At 70.3% G+C, this 14,173-nt stretch carries 10 protein-coding genes; 5 read left to right on the top strand and 5 right to left on the bottom strand.

All coding sequences use genetic code 11. The features are described from left to right. Positions 1 to 111: 111 nt before the first annotated feature. The 4 genes from ABC319_RS15895 (at position 112) to ABC319_RS15880 (ending at position 4,964) form a co-directional block, all read left to right on the top strand. Positions 112 to 2,166 (top strand): NAD(+) synthase, encoded by a 2,055-nt coding sequence (locus tag ABC319_RS15895; protein WP_413071156.1) that lies wholly within the window; start codon positions 112 to 114, stop codon positions 2,164 to 2,166. 182 nt (positions 2,167 to 2,348) lie between these two features. Beyond that, positions 2,349 to 3,164: a CDP-alcohol phosphatidyltransferase family protein gene (locus ABC319_RS15890; protein WP_413071155.1), complete on the top strand. Its 816-nt coding sequence runs from the start codon at positions 2,349 to 2,351 to the stop codon at positions 3,162 to 3,164. Further along, on the top strand, positions 3,164 to 4,255 hold the full coding sequence (locus ABC319_RS15885; protein WP_413071154.1) for an inositol-3-phosphate synthase: 1,092 nt from the start codon (positions 3,164 to 3,166) through the stop codon (positions 4,253 to 4,255). The genes ABC319_RS15890 and ABC319_RS15885 overlap by 1 nt, the downstream gene beginning before the upstream one ends. Before the next feature lies 1 nt (position 4,256). Beyond that, on the top strand, positions 4,257 to 4,964 hold the full coding sequence (locus ABC319_RS15880; RefSeq protein ID WP_413071153.1) for an NTP transferase domain-containing protein: 708 nt from the start codon (positions 4,257 to 4,259) through the stop codon (positions 4,962 to 4,964). Positions 4,965 to 5,105: 141 nt separating this feature from the next. Here ABC319_RS15880 and ABC319_RS15875 read toward each other — a convergent pair whose 3' ends face one another. The 3 genes from ABC319_RS15875 to ABC319_RS15865 form a co-directional block, all read right to left on the bottom strand. After that, positions 5,106 to 7,463, bottom strand: coding sequence for a penicillin acylase family protein (locus ABC319_RS15875; RefSeq protein WP_413071729.1), 2,358 nt, complete (start codon positions 7,461 to 7,463; stop codon positions 5,106 to 5,108). A gap of 117 nt (positions 7,464 to 7,580) precedes the next feature. Then, on the bottom strand, positions 7,581 to 8,048 hold the full coding sequence (locus ABC319_RS15870) for a dihydrofolate reductase (protein ID WP_413071152.1): 468 nt from the start codon (positions 8,046 to 8,048) through the stop codon (positions 7,581 to 7,583). 174 nt (positions 8,049 to 8,222) lie between these two features. Beyond that, complete coding sequence (locus ABC319_RS15865; RefSeq protein WP_413071151.1) at positions 8,223 to 10,916, bottom strand: Rne/Rng family ribonuclease; 2,694 nt, start codon at positions 10,914 to 10,916, stop codon at positions 8,223 to 8,225. Positions 10,917 to 11,494: 578 nt separating this feature from the next. Here ABC319_RS15865 and ABC319_RS15860 point away from each other — a divergent pair. Continuing rightward, on the top strand, positions 11,495 to 12,685 hold the full coding sequence (locus ABC319_RS15860; protein ID WP_459565475.1) for an N-acetylmuramoyl-L-alanine amidase family protein: 1,191 nt from the start codon (positions 11,495 to 11,497) through the stop codon (positions 12,683 to 12,685). Between the two features lie 108 nt (positions 12,686 to 12,793). Here ABC319_RS15860 and ABC319_RS15855 read toward each other — a convergent pair whose 3' ends face one another. Both ABC319_RS15855 and ABC319_RS15850 read right to left on the bottom strand, forming a co-directional pair. Next, a complete protein-coding gene (locus ABC319_RS15855) occupies positions 12,794 to 13,093 on the bottom strand; it encodes a hypothetical protein (RefSeq protein ID WP_413071149.1) in 300 nt (99 codons plus the stop codon). 2 nt (positions 13,094 to 13,095) lie between these two features. Then, entirely contained in the window at positions 13,096 to 14,136 is a 1,041-nt protein-coding gene (locus ABC319_RS15850; RefSeq protein ID WP_413071148.1) for a glycerophosphodiester phosphodiesterase, read from the bottom strand. Between the last annotated feature and the right edge of the window lie 37 nt (positions 14,137 to 14,173).

Here is a 14,173-nt window from a genome sequence, read left to right as displayed (position 1 = left end):
GGGAGGTGCTCCAGCGATGGGGCGCCTCCCTTTCTGCGTCATGCGGGATGGCGGAGCCGCGCGGGTCCGTCGCCGATGGTGCAAATTGCGCATTCGGTGGTTAGTGGGTGGATGGCCCACCCGTTCTTCTCGCTTCACCGCCACCAGATGGTCCGCGTCGCAGCGGCGACGCCGCCGGCCAGCGTCGGCGACACCCGCGCCAACGCCGATGCGACGATCGCGCTGGCCCACACCGCGCATGACCGGGGCTGCGATCTGGTCGTGTTTCCCGAACTGAACCTGACGAGCTACGCGATCGACGACCTGCACCTGCAATCGGCACAGCAGGCGGGAACGCTGGATGCGATCCGCGCGGTGGCGGCGGCGACGGCGGAGCTGAAGCCGGTATTGCTGGTCGGCGCGGCACTGGTCCGGAACGGGCGGCTATACAATTGCGCGCTGGCGATCGCGCGCGGGCGCGTGCTGGGCGTGGTGCCCAAGACGTTCCTGCCCAATTACCGCGAATATTACGAGAAGCGCTGGTTCGCGAGCGGCGGCGGCCTGACCGGCCTCTCGATCGACCTGGGCGAGGGCATCGGCACGGTGCCGTTCGGCACCGACCAGGTCTTCGCGGCCGACGACCTGCCCTTCTTCACCTTCCATGCCGAGATCTGCGAGGATTACTGGGCCCCCACCCCGCCCTCCACCGCGGGTGCGCTGGCGGGGGCGGTGATCTGCTGCAACCTGTCCGCCTCCAACATCGTCATCGGCAAGGCGCGCGAGCGGGCGATGCTGTGCGCGGCGCAATCGGCACGCGGCGTGTGCGCCTATGTCTATTCGGCCGCCGGGATCGGGGAGAGCACCACCGACGTGGCGTGGGACGGCCAGGGCATGGTGTACGAGTTGGGCGAACTGCTGGTCGAATCGGACCGGTTCGTGCGCGGGCCGGAGGTTGCGGTGGCCGATATCGACGGCGGGCGGCTGATCCAGGAGCGGACACGGTTCGGCACCTTCAACGACGCCGCGCGCGAGGCCGGGCATCCGGAGACGCGGTTCCGCCGGATCGGGTTCACCCACGGGATCGACGAAACCGATCGCGGGCTGGAGCGCGACATCCGCCGCTTCCCGTTCGTGCCGAACGATCCCGACCGGCGCGACGCCGATTGTTACGAGGCGTTCAATATCCAGGTCGAGGGACTGGCCAAGCGGCTGGAGGCGGCGCGGGCGGCGACCCTGGTGATCGGCGTGTCCGGGGGGCTGGATTCGACCCATGCGCTGATCGTCGCGGCCAAGGCGATGGACCGGCTGGGCCGCGGGCGCGACACGATCCTGGGCTTCACCATGCCCGGCTTCGCGACCGGCGAGGGGACGAAGGCGAACGCCTGGGCGCTGATGCGCGCGCTGGGCGTGACCGCGGCCGAGATCGATATCCGCCCCGCCGCGCGCCAGATGCTGGCCGACATGGACCATCCGTTCGGCCGCGGCGAGCCGGTGTACGACGTGACGTTCGAGAATGTGCAGGCGGGCCTGCGCACCGATTACCTGTTCCGGCTGGCCAACCAGCGCGGCGGGCTGGTGCTGGGCACCGGCGACCTGAGCGAACTCGCGCTCGGCTGGTGCACGTACGGCGTCGGCGACCAGATGAGCCATTACGCGGTCAATGCCGGGGTGCCCAAGACGCTGATCCAGTTCCTGATTCGCTGGTGCATCCGGACCGGCCAATACGATGCGGCGACCGACCGGATCCTGGCCGCGATCCTGCGCCAGGAGATCAGCCCCGAGCTGGTGCCGGCCGATGCGGAGACCGGCGCGCTGCAATCGACGGAGGCGATGATCGGGCCGTACGCGCTGAACGATTTCTTTGCGCATTACGTGCTGCGCCACGGGCTGGCACCGTCGAAGATCGCGTTCCTGGCCTGGCATGCGTGGCGCGACGCGGCGGCCGGGCGCTGGCCCGCCGACCTTCCGGACGACGCGCGGGTGGCGTACGACCTGCCGACGATCCGCCACTGGCTGGAGCGGTTCTGCCACCGGTTCTTCCAGATCAGCCAGTTCAAGCGGTCGGCGCTGCCCAACGGGCCCAAGCTGTCGGCGGGCGGCGCGGTTAGTCCGCGGGGCGACTGGCGGGCGCCGTCGGACGGCACGGCGCGGCTGTGGCTGGACGAAATCGCGGCGAATTGCCCGTGATGTCGTGGCGGCCGATACTTTGCGCCGCCAGTTGAGCCGGGCCGTCCGTCGCAAATCGAAGGGCGTGACAATTCTGCCATCTTGATAAATCCTACCCGGACGGGCATTGTGACCAGCCTATGACAGTGCCTCCACCGGATGGATCGCGCGATCGCCGGATCGAGGACCCATCCAACCTCTGGTTGATCCATCCCCTGGGCCGCAGGCTGCTGCCCCATGCGGTCGCGCATGGGGTGTCGGCCAATGCGGTGTCGGTCGCCGGACTGGCGATCGGGACGGCGGCCGCCCTCTCCTATGCGCGGTTCGACGCCTGGCCGTTCGCGCTGCTGGGGCTGGCGCTGTCGATCGCCTGGCTGATCGCCGACGGTCTGGACGGGATGGTGGCGCGGGCGACGGGCACGGCCAGCCCGCTGGGCCGCGCGCTGGACGGCGCGTGCGATCACGGCGTCTTCGCGCTCATGTATATCGCCACCGCCATCGCGGTGGGCACCACCGAGGGGTGGCTGCTAGCGATCGCCGCGGGCGTGGCGCACGCGATGCAGTCCAGCCTGTACGAGGGGGAGCGCACCCGCTTCCACCGCCGCGCGCGAGGGATCGCCCGGCCCGAGGCCGCGGCCGCCAGCCCCCATACCAGCCCGCTCGTGCGGCTGTATGACTGGGTGGCGGGCACGCCCGACCGGCTGGCGATCGGATTTGAACAGCATCTGTCGGTCAGCGCCGATCCCCGCGCGCTGGGCGCCCGCTATGCCGCGCGCGCGGTCGGGCCGATGCGGCTGCTGGCATCGCAGACCGCCAACGTCCGCGTTTTCGCGCTGTTCGTCGCCTGTCTCCTCGCCGATCCGCGGCTGTTCTGGTGGTTCGAGATCGGGCCGCTGACCGTCGTCGCGCTGATCGGCCTCGCCTGGCATCGCCGGGTCGAGCGTCACTTCATTCACATTTCGCATACCGCCCCGGCCGACGTGCCGTCAGGGCTCTTCGTCAAGGAACAGGGACAGTAATGGGCACCATCCGGATCGCCATCGTCGGCATCGGCAACTGCGCGAGCAGCCTCGTCCAGGGGCTGGAATATTATGGCGAGGGGACGAACGACGTCGTCGGCCTGATGCACTGGGAAGTGGGAGGCTATCGCCCCGCCGACATCAAGGTGGTCGCGGCGTGGGACGTCGATGCGCGCAAGGTGGGCAAGGACGTGGCCGAGGCGATCTTCGCCAAGCCGAACTGCACCGCCGTGTTCGCCGCCAACATTCCGTCGACCGGCACCATCGTCAAGATGGGCGCGGTGATGGACGGCGTGGCCGACCACATGGCCGATTACAAGGACGAGCGGACCTTCATCGTCGCCAACGACACCCAGCCCGACAAGGCGCAGGTGGTTGCCGAGCTGAAGGCGTCGGGCGCCGACGTGCTGATGAACTACCTGCCGGTCGGCAGCCAGCAGGCGACCGAGTTCTACGCCGAATGCGCGCTGGAAGCCGGCGTCGCGTTCGTCAACAACATCCCTGTCTTCATCGCGTCCAACCCCGAATGGGCCAAGCGGTTCGAGGATGCCGGCGTGCCGATCATCGGCGACGACATCAAGGCGCAGCTGGGTGCGACCATCGTCCACCGCGTGCTGACCGACCTGTTCGCCAAGCGGGGCGTGAAGCTGGACCGCACCTACCAGCTGAACACCGGCGGCAACACCGACTTCCTGAACATGTCGAACCATCGCCGGCTGGAATCCAAAAAGATCTCCAAGACCGAGGCGGTGCAGTCGGTCGCGGCGGAGCGGATGGACGACGACAACGTCCATATCGGCCCATCGGATTACGTGCCGTGGCAGAACGACAACAAGGTCTGCTTCCTGCGGATGGAAGGACAGCTGTTCGGCGGCGTGCCGATGAACCTGGAGCTGCGCCTGTCGGTGGAGGATTCGCCGAACTCGGCGGGCGTCGCGATCGACATGGTCCGCTGCGCCAAGATCGCGCGCGACCGCGGCATCGGCGGCGTCATCGACCCCGCCTCGGCCTATTTCTGCAAGCACCCGCGCACCCAGATGACCGACGATCTCGCCCAGATCGAGGTCGAGAAGTTCATCGCGGCCGCGTGAGGTGATCCGGTCGGCGGTCCTCCTTGCCGCCGGCCATGGCAGCCGGCTGCGCGCCACCGCGCCGTACAAGCCGCTTTGCCCGGTGGGCGGGCGGCCTTTGATCGACCATGCGCTGTACGGCATGGCGGCGGCGGGCCTGACCCGCGCGGTGGTGGTGCTGGGGTACGGGGCGGAGGCGATCGCCGCGCACCTCGCCGCCCGGTCTTGGCCGATCGCGATCGAAACGGTGATGACCCGCGACCATCACGAGCCGAACGGCGTGTCGGTGCTGGCGGCGGCGCCGGTGCTGGCGGGTGAGCCGGCGGTGCTGGCGATGTGCGACCATCTGGTCACCCCCGCCCTCTATGCCCGGCTGGCAGCGGCGGGAGCGGGTGACGGTGCGACGCTGGGCATCGATCGCCGGGTAGGCCATGCCTGGGTCGATCCCGACGACGTCACATGGGTACGCACCGATGGCGACCTGATCGTCGATATCGGCAAGGGGCTGGCCGATGCCGATTGTTACGATACCGGGGTCTTCGCGATCGGGCCGGGGCTGTTCGCGGCACTGGGCAGCTTCGGCGCGCCGTCGCTGACCGACGGCATGCGATCGCTGGCGGGTGAGGGCCGTGCGCGCGTGGTCGACTGCAGCGACCTGGACTGGATCGACGTCGACGATGCCGCTGCTTTGGCCAAGGCGGAGGCGTGGCAGCAGGCTCTGGCAGCCTGATTTGCCCCTGACGTGAAGGCTGGACAGGCTTTCGCGAGAGACGGGCGACATGCTTTGCCCGGCAGAGACAAGGAGCGCTGCGGGATCCCGGATCAAGTCCTGGATGACGGGCTAGACGTGTGATGCCTGCGGGTATCGTCTTCAAGGCACCATCCGAAGCGTCCATTTCGTCGCTCCCGGCAGGAACGGTGCCGCCCGCCCCTCCACCCAGTCGCGGTGCCCGGCGAGGTAATAGGGGCTGACCGGGTTGCCCGACTGGCCGGACGGCATGTGGAACAGCCCCTCCCCCTCGTGCCCCGGCGATACCGCGAACCGCTCGCTGGCGCCGAAGCCGGGTGCCTGGGCGCGCACTACGCCGGAATCGCCGGGCATCGGCTGGTCGGCCGGATCGGTCAGCAGGCCAAGGCCGGGGATGGCACGGGCGAGCGGATGGCGAACGCCGGCGGGCGACACCGCGCCCCAGGTGAAGCCGTCCAGATCGTCGCCCGCGTCCGCCGTCACCGACTCCGCCACCGTGCGCAGACCGGCGTCCAGGAACGCGCCCCAGTCGCGCCGGCCCGGCGGCACCAGGGCGGGTGGCCGCGCCTGGATCAGGGTGCGCAACGTCCCCTCTGCGGCGGGGGTCGTGTAATCGGCCTGAAACGGCGGCTGGCCGCCCATGTAGCGGCGATAGGCATCGGCCAGCAGCGTCCGCCGGAAGCCGGCGATCAGGCGATAGCCGACCGATGCCGTCTCCGCCCGCCCGTTCCATCCGGCAACCGGCGCGAGCATCGCGGCCAGCCGCGGATCGCGCCCGCGGCGGCGCAGCTCCGCCAGCATCAATTGTTGCCACCAGCGATTGCGCAGCGACGTGGTATCCAGCTGGATCGACAGGAAATCGCGCGGACCGAACCGGGACTGCGCGAACAGCCGGTCGCGGATGCGCATCGCCCGCGATCCGGTGTCGTAGCCGCCATCGCCCAACGCCGCGAAAGCTGCGCCGCCGACGACGCGCGCATTTGCAGTCCACAGCCGTCCGCCCGCGGGGTCGATCACCGCCGGCACCGCCGCATCGGTGAGGTAGCCGCGCCAGCCGCGCCGGCCGTCCGCCCAGCTGGCGGCGTCGCGTCCGTCGAACCCGAACCGATGCGGCACCTGGCCGACGATGGTCCAGCCGATCGCCCCGGCGCGGTCGCCGACGATCAGGTTCTGCTGCGGGATGCCCGAGCGGTGCGCGATGGCGAGCGCGGCGGCGACCGATCCCGCCCGTTCCAGCGCGAAGGCCGGGGCGAGTCGGATCGCACCGGCATCGTGCGCGGTCCAGCGCATCGCGATGCGGCGCCCGAACGCGTCGATCGCGACGATCGGGCCCCATATGGTCTCGTCGATCGTGAAGGGGCGGCACGCGCCCTTCACGCAGAAGCGCTGCGCAATGTGCCGGATCGGCTGCGGGCCGCCCGGCGTGCGGTAATAGCCGGCGCGGCCGGCGACGGGTTCGATCACCACCGCGTCGCTGGTATCGATATAGCTGTTGGTGAAGCCCCAAGCGATCCGTCCGTTGCTGCCCGCGACCACCGTCGGGTTGCCCGGCAGGGTGACGCCGGTGACGTCGAGCACCGGCGTGCGTGCGCCCGCCGGCCGCACGACGATCCGCGCCCGGTACCAGATGCCCGGCACGCGGATACCCAGATGCATGTCGTTGGCGACCAGTGCGCTGCCACTGGTCGACAGTCGGCCGGCAACCGCCCAGTTGTTGCTGCCGGGGACCGTCGCCTCATCTGCCGGTTGCGCGACGGCAGCGGGGAACCGCTGCGGCACCAGTCGTGCGGGCAGCGGCGGTGACGGCAGCACCGATCCGTCGATCGGGGCATCGAGCGGCGTGCCGGACGGGTAGAGCAGATCGGCCAGTCCGCGCCCGCCCCGCCGCTCCGCCCGGGCGCGGAACAGCTCGATCCGGGGCAGTGTCGCTTGCAGGTCGATATACATCGCGAAGACCGCCAGGATGGTATCCTCCGGCCGCCAGCGGGCGGGCTCGGCGCGCAGCAGCAGATATTCGAACGGCGTCGCCGACAGGTCGCCCAGCCCGCGGTTCACCCCGGCGGCGTAACGCGCCAGCATGGCCCGTTCGGCCGGGCTCGCCTGCGCCAGCAGCGCGCGGGCGCGACTGCGGAAGCGGTGGAGCAGGACGCGGCGATCCGCCGTTTCGGTCGCCGGGCCGAACAGCTGCGACAGCTCGCCCGCTGCGGCTCGGCGAAGGCCGTCCATCTCGAAGAAGCGCTCCTGCGCGTGGAGATAGCCGAGCGCGAAGCTGGCATCGGCGCGGGTCGTGGCGACGATGGTGGGCATGCCGGCGGCATCGCGGGTGATCGCGACGGGCGCGGCGAGCCCCGGCGCGCGCACCTCTCCCTCCAGCCGCGGCCGGGCGCCGTAGAGATGCCAGGCGAATATTGCGGCGGCGATGGCGGCGAGCAGGACGAGCAACGCCGCCAGCCACAATGCGACTCGCCCGATCCGCCGCATCACCGTACCTCCCCCGTAACCGCAGGCGCCTTCGTCGCAGGTCCGGCCGATCGCGGCAATGGCACCCTGGCCATCGTCGGACGGCCCGGCCGGGTAGATCCCGCGCGGCGGGCGGCGTCAGCGCTCCGGGCGGATCAGGGTGACGAAGCTGTATGCCGGCCGACCGTCCGCCGCCGGATGATCCTCTCGCGCGATCTCTCGCCAGCCGGTGAACGGCGGCACCACGGCATCACCGGCGGGGGCGGCATGCACCTCGGTCAGCTCGATGCGATCGGGCGTGAAGAGCGCGAAGATCTCGGCCCCGCCGATCACCGCGACATCGTCACCGGCGAGCGCCAGCGCGTCGCCGGGCGTGCGGGCGACCTCGGCGCCGGGGGCGGACCAGACGGGATCGCGGGTCAGCACGATGTGGCGCCGGCCGGGCAGCGGTGCAGGGAAACTGTCGAAGGTCTTGCGGCCCATCACCATGGGACGACCGAGCGTCTGGGCCTTGAACCGCCTGAGATCGGCGGGAAGGTGCCATGGCAGGCGGCCGTCGATGCCGATCACGCCGTTGTCGGCACGCGCGAGATGGAAGGTGATCATCGCCGCATCATGCCCGCTGACGCCGCGGCGCGCGACCGCATTATGGGATCAAGCGAGGGTGGCGGGCGGCTTCGAACCGGGCCGCCATCCGGCAGGGCAAGGACGGGACCCGAGGGGTGGTGCTCGCCCGCGAGCAACCGGGGACCGCGACGGTGCGCGGCCCCGGCAGGACGATCAGGCGCCGAAGGTGCGCTGCCACCAGCCGCGGCGCGGCGGACCCGCTGCCTCGGCCTCGGCGGACTCGGTCGCCACGGTCGGCGTATCGATCCCGGCCTCCGCCGGTGCCTCGACGACGGCAGGTGCCGCCTCGACCGGCTCGACGGCCGCATCTGCGGCCTTGCGGCGCGGACGGCGCGGCTTCTTCACCGGCTCGGCCTCCGGCTCGGGCGCGGCCTCGACGACGGCGGGGGCGACCGCTTCCGCCTCGGCGGGCGCTGCCTTGCGGCGCGAGCGACGCGGCTTGGCTGGCGCTTCGTCGGCGGCAGGCGCCTCGGCAACGGGCTCCACGACCGGCTCCGGCGCCGCTTCCACGGGCGCCGTGGCTTCCGGCGCGGCGGCGCGGGCACGGGGACGACGACGGGTCTTCGGCGCGTCGGCGACCGGCTCGACCTCAGCCGGGATCGGCGCGGGGACGGGCAGCGAGATCGGGTCGGTCACCGGCCCCGAATCGCCGGCATCGGCGGCCTCTTCGGGCTCGACGGCATCCGTATCGACACCGACCTCGCCGGTCGCGTCGCCACCCTCGATCCGGCGACCGCCGCGACGGCCGCGACGACCGCGACGACGACGGCGACCGCCCTCGCCATTGTCCTCGTCCTCGGCGGGCTGCTCGCCGACGAACTCGACCTCTTCCCCGGCGGCTTCCTCGACGCCGTCTTCCTCGGTGGCGTCGGCGCCGGCGGGCTCCTCGCCGCCTTCGCCGGCCTGGTCGCGACCGCGGCGACCGCGGCGACGGCGGCGGCGCTTGCCGCGACCGCCTTCGCCACCCTCTTCGTCGCTGCGGCGCGGCGCGGCCTCGGCACGCTCGGCCTCGACCTCCTCTTCCTCCTCGGCGTCGATCTCCTCGACGTAATCGTCCTCCTCGTCCTCGATGACGAGTTCGTCGATCTTGGGCGCATGCGCAGGCGGCGGGCCGCTGGCCTCTACCGACATGCGGGCGCCCTCTTCCTCCCGGTCCGGCAGCACCTCGACGGTGACGCCGTAGCGGTCCTCGATCTCGGCGATGTCACCGCGCTTGCGGTTCAGGACATAGATCGCCGCCTCCTGGCTGGCGCGCAGCGTCAGGAGCGAGCCGCGACCGCGTGCGGCCTCGTCCTCGATCAGGCGCAGTGCCGACAGGCCGGACGACGACGCGGTACGGACGAGGCCGGTGCCCTCGCAATGCGGGCAGGCGCGGGTCGATGCCTCGAGCACGCCGGTGCGCAGGCGCTGGCGGCTCATCTCCATCAGGCCGAACGACGAGATGCGGCCGACCTGGATGCGGGCGCGATCGTTCTTCAGCGCCTCCTTCATCGCCTTCTCGACCTTACGGACGTTCGACGAGTGATCCATGTCGATGAAGTCGATCACGACCAGCCCGGCCATGTCGCGCAGGCGCAGCTGGCGCGCGATTTCCTGCGCCGCTTCCAGATTGGTCGCGGTCGCGGTCTGCTCGATATTGTGCTCGCGGGTCGAGCGGCCGGAGTTGATGTCGATCGACACCAGTGCCTCGGTCGGATTGATGACCAGATAGCCGCCCGATTTCAGCTGGACGACGGGGTTGTACATCGCCGCCAGCTGGTCCTCGACATGGGCACGCTGGAAGAGCGGCACCGCGTCGGCATACTGCTTCACCTTCTTCGCGTGGCTGGGCATCAGCAGCCGCATGAAGTCCTTGGCGTGGCGATATCCCTCCTCGCCCTCGACGATCACCTCGTCGACGGTCGCGTTGTAGATGTCGCGGATCGCCCGCTTCATCAGGTCGCTGTCGCCATAGATCAGTGCCGGCGCGGCCGAGGTCAGCGTCTTCTCGCGGATCTCGTCCCACAGGCGGGCCAGATAGTCGAAGTCGCGCTTGATCTCGACCTTGGTGCGCTGGAGCCCGGCGGTGCGGACGATGCAGCCCATCGACGAAGGCAGCGCCAGATCGGCCATGATCGACTTCAGCCGCTTGCGATCGCCCGCATTGCTTATCTTGCGGCTGATCCCGCCGCCATGCGACGTGTTGGGCATCAGCACGCAGTAGCGGCCGGCCAGCGACAGATAGGTGGTCAGCGCCGCACCCTTGTTGCCGCGCTCCTCCTTGACGACCTGGACGAGCAGCACCTGGCGGCGGCGGATCACGTCCTGGATCTTGTAGCGGCGGCGCAGGTTCTGGCGACGCTGGCGCAGCGCCTCTACCTGATCGTCGTTCCCCGACGACCGCTTGCGGCGGCGCGGGCCGGCCTGCGCGGCGGCCTCGTCGCCCTCGGCAGCCTCCTCGTCGTCGTGATCGTCGTCGCCGAGATCGTCGTGATCGTGGTCGTGATCGTCGTCTTCGTGCTCGTCGGCATGATCATCGTCGTCATCCTGCTCGGCGCGCAGCGCGGCTTCCTCGGCGGCATGCTCCGCCTCCTCGCGCAGCAGGGCGTCGCGATCCTCCTTGGGGATCTGGTAATAGTCGGGATGGATTTCCGAGAAGGCGAGGAAGCCGTGGCGGTTACCGCCATATTCGATGAACGCCGCCTGGAGCGAGGGCTCCACCCGGGTCACCTTGGCAAGGTAGATATTGCCCTTGAGCTGCTTGCGCTCGGCGGATTCGAAGTCGAACTCCTCGATCCGGTTACCTTGTACGACGGCAACCCGGGTCTCTTCCCGGTGGCGTGCGTCGATCAGCATACGCGTGGTCATCAGATGGTCTCCACGCGCGCGTCGGGCCGATCCTCGAGAGGAGCCCTCGCGCGCGATGATAGTGCGCGCCCGGCCGAACGGCGGGCGCAGGGTGGCGGAAAATCGCGTCTGCGCGCATGACGTGCCGGGGCATGAGGCCCTGCGGCGCCCGAGCACCCGCGACGCCGCCGGCCAAGGCCTGGCGGTTGGTCGGGATCGGGATAAGCGTCATTGCGTGCGTCAACCTGGATTGGCCCGTCGCGCCAGCAGGAAGCTGATCGCGAGGGGCGGGCGATCCCGGCGGCGGCCACCGGAAACGGCGACGACACACGGGCGCGTACCTTCGCTAGCATTCCGTGCAACCTATCGCAACCGGTGTGACAGGAATGCCACGGTGCCGCCACGCCGCGTACCCCATCCGGGTATGGCACGGCGCGGGCGTAACGATCTATCAACCATTTGGTCGGCAGAACCCGGTGTTAACCATGACCGCACGGCCCGCCTTCCACGCTGACGCGCCCGCCGCCCCGGCGGCGGAGGACGCGCGTCGAGCGGCTTTCCGCTGGACCGGCGGCGCCCGTCCGCGGCAAGGGAGCGGCGTGCTGTTCCTGATCGCCTGCCTGTCGGCCCTGTGGCCGATGTCGCCATTGGCCGCGTCGGACGTGGCGAGCATCGTCGCCGACGCACGTGGCATCGTCATCCGCTTCGACGGCAAGGTCGGCGACGCGCGCGCCACGCTGCTCGACGGACCGCGCCGGATCGCCGTCGAGGTACCCGGTCTGGCCACCGGGGCGCGGGTGTCGGTGGGCGGCCCCGTCGCGGCGCTGCGGCGCCAGCCGATGTCGGGCGGCACCCGGCTGGTGTTCGACCTGTCGCGCCCCGCCGTGGTCGCCGATGGCGGCTTCGATCCGAGCGGTCGCACGCTGACCCTGAGCCTCGCCACCGCAGACGCAGCGGGATTTCGCCGGGCGAGCGCCGCCGGGCCGCTGGCGCTGATCCCGTTCGACATTTCGTTCGCCGCCGACCGCTACAAGGTGTCGCTGCCCCTGCCCGCCACCGCCAAAGCGCCGGCGCTGCCCAGGGTGCGCGGCGACGACAGCCGGCCGCTGGTGGTGATCGATGCCGGGCACGGCGGGGTCGATCCCGGCGCGGTCAACCCCGCCATGGGCCTGCGCGAGAAGGACCTGACGCTGAAGGTGGCGCGCGCGATCCGCGACCGCCTGCTCGCCGGCGGACGGGTGCGCGTGGCGCTGACCCGCAACGACGACCGCTATCTGGTGCTGCGCGAGCGGTACGGGATCGCGCGACGGCTGAAGGCGGACCTGTTCATCTCGATCCACTGCGACAGCGCGGGCGCGGAGAACGCGACCGGCGCCAGCGTATACACCCTGTCCGAGGTCGCGTCCGACAAGGAGGCCGCCCGCCTCGCCGCGCGCGAGAACAAAGCCGACGTGATCGCCGGCGTCGACCTGGGCGATACCGGCGCCGATGTGTCGTCGATCCTGATCGACCTGGCCCGGCGCGAGACGATGAACAGCTCCGCCGGCTTCGCCCGGCTGCTGGGCCGCGAGGCCAGGCCGCTGGTGCCGATGAAGGCGAATTTTCACCGCATGGCGAGCCTGATGGTGCTGAAGGCGCCAGACATGCCGTCGATCCTGTTCGAGACCGGCTATATCTCGAACCCCGCCGATGCGACCTTCCTCGATTCGAGGAACGGCCGCGATCGCATCGCCGAGAGCGTCCGTCGCGCGGTGGAAGCGCATTTCGCCCGGCGCATGGCCGGGCGTTAGGGCGGCATCTGCGGATACTGGCCGCCGCCGGGAAACGCGGTGGCCGTGTGCGGCATTCAGCCGCCCGTGGACGTCCTCCGCGATCGCTCCCGTGGCGTCAGGCGGCGATCAGTTCCGCTCGTCGCCGGCCCGGTATCCACGGTACTCACCGCAATCCTCCGGATCCTTGCGGCAGCGCTTTTCCCATTCGCGGCGTTCCTTGCCTTCGCGAGCCTCCGCCTTGCGCATCTTGCGGCCGTAGTTGCGGTCCGATTCCTCCTGGCTGGTCGTCGTCCAGTCGACCGCCTTGCCGGCGACCTGGAACGGCGCCTTCACCACCGAGGCGGCGGTGCTGAGACAGCCGCCGGCCGTCAGCGGCAGGACTAAAAGGACCGGCAGGGTACGCATCGATCGAAACAGACGGGGCATTACTATCTCCGCGGGACCACCCGATCGCGGGCTTGTACCCCGATTAGCGGGAAATCGGTGAAGAAACCGTCGATCCCCAGCCGTAGCGCAGCGTCGATTTCGCCCGCTACGTCGCCATGCACGGCTGGATCGTCGCCACGGCGGAAGGCGGGCGGCAGGAACTGGTTCTCGGCACGGAAGGTCCATGGATGGACCCGCAAACCGGCGGCGTGCGCGTCGGCGACCAGGCGGGCAGTGACCATCGCCTTGGCCGGGCCGATGCCCCAGGCATAGGTCGCGACCTGTTTCAGGCCGTCGGCACTGGTGATGGCGGCATAGCTGGGCGCGGCACCGTCGGCCGGGCCGCCGGTGGCGTCGACCAGCTGGATCAGGCGCAGTTTCGTCAGCGTCTTCAGATGCTTGAGGTTCGCGACCTCGAACGACTGGATGAACACGGGCGCGTCGGGGGTGGTCCAGCCGGCGACGTGGAGTTGCCTGATTAGCGGCACGTCGGTGCCGAGGCCGATGGCGGCGAAATAGGTCGGGTGCTTGGTTTCCGGATAAATGCCGACATGGCGACGCTTCGCCAGCGCGATCACCTCCGCGAAGGTGGGGATCTGGTACCGGCCGTCGAACGCGGCGCTCGCGGGGCGCAGATCGGGCAGGCGCTCGCGAGCGTGCAACGTCTTCAACTCGGCCAGCGTGAAATCCTCGGTGAACCAGCCGGTGACGGTCTGGCCGTCAATCGTCTTCGTGGCGCGGCGCGCGGCGAATTCGGGATGGGCGGCGACGTCGGTCGTGCCACCGATCTCGTTCTCGTGCCGGGCGACCAGGACGCCGTCCTTCGTCGGGACCAGATCCGGCTCGATCACGTCGGCGCCCTGATCGATCGCGCGTTCATAGGCGGCGATCGTGTGTTCGGGCCGCTCGCCACTGGCGCCGCGATGGGCGATCACGATCGGGGGGGACAGGCGGGTCATCGGCGCATCCTGCGCGACCGCGGCGGCGGAGGCCAGCGCAGCAAGGGTGATAACCACTCGCAACGGGAGCCGAGGGCGGAACATGGCGTTCTCCTGCTTGAACAATTTCGAAGGCGGCTGG

This window comes from Sphingomonas phoenicis, assembly GCF_047238005.1.
Lineage (GTDB): Bacteria > Pseudomonadota > Alphaproteobacteria > Sphingomonadales > Sphingomonadaceae > Sphingomonas.
The sequence above is the reverse complement of the archived record's forward strand: the minus strand, read 5'-3'. Positions and strand labels throughout refer to the sequence as shown.